Source organism: Pseudomonas sp. E45-MNA-CIBAN-0222 (assembly GCF_040310405.1).
In the GTDB taxonomy this organism is placed as follows: domain Bacteria; phylum Pseudomonadota; class Gammaproteobacteria; order Pseudomonadales; family Pseudomonadaceae; genus Stutzerimonas; species Stutzerimonas stutzeri_AC.
In genome coordinates, this window is record NZ_JBEOPU010000036.1 from 1 (window position 1) to 2,906 (window position 2,906).

General features: G+C 57.0%; 1 protein-coding gene. It reads left to right on the forward strand.

The window, feature by feature from the left end; genetic code table 11:
* The first annotated feature begins 1,056 nt into the window (after positions 1-1,056).
* Positions 1,057-2,796 carry a group II intron reverse transcriptase/maturase gene (gene ltrA / locus AAEZ08_RS22600; RefSeq protein ID WP_500125147.1) on the forward strand — a complete coding sequence of 580 codons (1,740 nt, stop codon included), beginning with the start codon at positions 1,057-1,059 and terminating at the stop codon, positions 2,794-2,796.
* Positions 2,797-2,906 lie beyond the last annotated feature (110 nt).

A 2,906-nucleotide genomic window follows, 5' to 3' on the forward strand; every position in this document is an offset into this window, starting at 1 on the left:
CCTGTGCGACACGTGTGTACGTGTCGTGCTTGGTTTGGTTTACTGCACCATGGCTCCAAACCCTTTGCTATCAGGGGGTTAATGCTTAAAACAGCAGTCAATGTACCGGCTCTGCCTGGTAAACCTATGCTTCGGACGCTCTGCGTTTTAGCGAAGCTAGGCAATAAATCTGCATCAGTTCGCGCCCAAAATGGGTTCAGAATGAGGTGCAGACACAGGAAAGTAGCTTTCCGGCCCGTCTGGATTGTTACAAATAATGTCTAAGCCTGAGGGTGAATTCCGCCCTCAGGGCAGAACTTCGTCCTCTTGTTTGGCATAGAGCCTTAGCACCGTCGTGAGACGTTGGGGACGTTGAACCAAGCACGGAGCGTCAAGCTCCGAAACGCATTGCTCAGCTCCGCTTGCACAGGGAGTACCGAGCCGGGCATGTACCTGCCCGTTCATTAGATCGGCATGCGTCAGGGGCCAACCCTGGGGTGTGAAGCCCGATTAACAATGTCTCGCTCGCAAGAGGGTGTTATCCGGTGACGGAGAACGCTTCGCGTCCGAATTGCACGGACGTACCGAGGCTAATGACCCAACCCGCATGGCTAACACATGTGAATCGTCGCCTGAACCCTCGTCATAATGGACGGGCCTACGGCAATTATTGGCCTCAGCCAAAAACGGCAATGCAGTCGGTCATCACTGTGGGATGAGGTGATGCGGTACCGCAGACTGCCGGGGGAGAGACGAAGCCTAAACGGGGAATTGATGCGTCTCGGGGAACGTGGCAATCCCGACCACCCGCCTGGCCAGCAACATCGGTCAGGCAGGCAAACCGCAAGGGGCGCTGATGGGTGTGGGGAATGGGAGGATGCAAAAAGCGAAGGGCCGTCTGTAACGGGTGGCATACCGGTTGAGACATTACCGGCAGGGGCAACCCTGGCTGACGTGCATCTGGTTTACGAGCGCAAGAAGAGCCGCTGATTCCAGCGATAACCAAACGACCCTATGGGCGACTACTGCCCATAGGGGGTAGTCCGTCCTGAATGTCGTGCATATCAGGAGGACAGTATGAAAACGCAACCAGCAACACCGGTCGCGTCTGCGTCCTTCGACGGGATGAAGAACTGGCACGCTCTCGATTGGGCCAGGATTCAACAAACCGTTCGGAAGACGCAGCTAAAGATTGCGCAGGCAACTGGGGAAGGCGATTGGCGCAGGGTTAAACGCCTGCAACGACTGCTGACCCACTCGTTTCATGGCCGCTGTCTGGCTGTAAGGCGAGTCACGGAAAACCGGGGTCGCAAGACGCCGGGAGTCGACGGAGAAACCTGGGGAACGCCTCAGGCCAAGCTCCAGGCCGTGGGACGTCTGTCGAAAAAGCGAGGCTATCGGCCCAAACCGCTACGGCGGGTATGGATACCGAAGCCCGGCAAGCAAGAGAAACGCCCGCTGGGTATCCCGACGATGCTGGATCGGGCCATGCAGGCGCTGTATCTGCAAGTCTTGGAACCTGTAATCGAAAGCACCAGCGATCCGAAATCCTATGGGTTTCGCCCGGATCGCTCGACTGCTGACGCGATGGTCGAGCTATTCCACCTGCTGTCGCCGCAAACGGCGCCGGTCTGGATTCTGGAGGGCGACATCAAGGGTTTCTTCGACAACATCAATCACGAGTGGCTGTGTCGAATTGTCCCGATGGACAGAACGGTGCTGCGCAAATGGTTGAAAGCCGGGGTTATCGACCGGCGACAACTCATGGCTACGGAGGCCGGGACGCCGCAAGGCGGGATCATCTCGCCCTGTCTGGCAAACGCCACCCTGAATGGTCTGGAGATTCAGCTAAAGCGCCATCTGGTGAAGAAGCTGGGGGTCCGGAACGCTAAGAAGAGCAAGGTGCAGTGTGTTCGCTATGCGGATGACTTTGTCGTTACGGCAGCATCGAAAGAGCTGTTAGAGGACGTGGTCAAACCTTGGGTAGAGCAATTCCTGTCGGCACGAGGGGTTGCGCTGTCACGGGAGAAAACGCAGATCACGCACATCCACCAAGGCTTCGATTTTCTGGGGTGGAATTTCAGGAAGTACGTGCCGAAATCGCCGTATAGGAACGCCAAGCTGCTGATCAAGCCCTCGAAGAAGAACGTCTCGGCGTTCTATCGGAAAGTGCGAGAGATCATCAAAGGCAGCGGAGCACTGACGCAGGACGCGTTGATCGGCCAGCTGAACCCGGTACTGAAGGGGTGGGCGCAATACCACTCCCCGGTCGTGGCAAAAGAGGCCTTCAGCAAGCTGGATAATCTTATTTTCTGGCGAATCTGGAGGTGGGCGAAGCGGAGGCATCCGCGGAAGTCGGCTGATTGGATCAGGAATAAATACTTCCGATCCATAGGCAGGCAGAACTGGGTGTTTGCGTATCCCTATAAAAATGGCAAGGGAGAAAGGCAATACCGGCGGCTGTACGGGCTGGCGGAAACCGCAATCGTGCGTCACAAGCGTCTACCGGGTGAGTATCAGCCCTACGACGCGACGCAGGAACTGAAGTGGGAGGCGCTGAGGGTTCAACGGATGCAGCACAAGCTGCGTTATCGGGGACAGGTGCTCAGCATCTTCCGCAGACAGATGGGGCTTTGCGCCCTGTGCGGGCATGCGATCAGCAGGGAAACCGGTTGGCACGACCACCACGTCATCAGGCGTGTGGACGGCGGGCCGGATACTTTGAGGAACCGCGTGCTGCTTCATCCCAACTGCCATGCGCTGGTGCATAGCCAGCGTGAAAAGGTAACTCTGCGATACGGTGGCCAGAGATGCTAATATCTCGCGCCATATAATGTCGGTTAGCCTCTTGGCTGGCTTTTCGTAAACTTGAGCCGTATGCGGTGAAAGCCGCACGTACGGTTCTTAGGGGGGGACGGGCCAGTAAT

Coding starts and splice junctions, on each gene's coding strand:
- ltrA (WP_500125147.1), top strand. CDS start 1,057: ATGAAAACGCAACCAGCAACACCGGTCGCGTCTGCGTCCTTCGACGGG.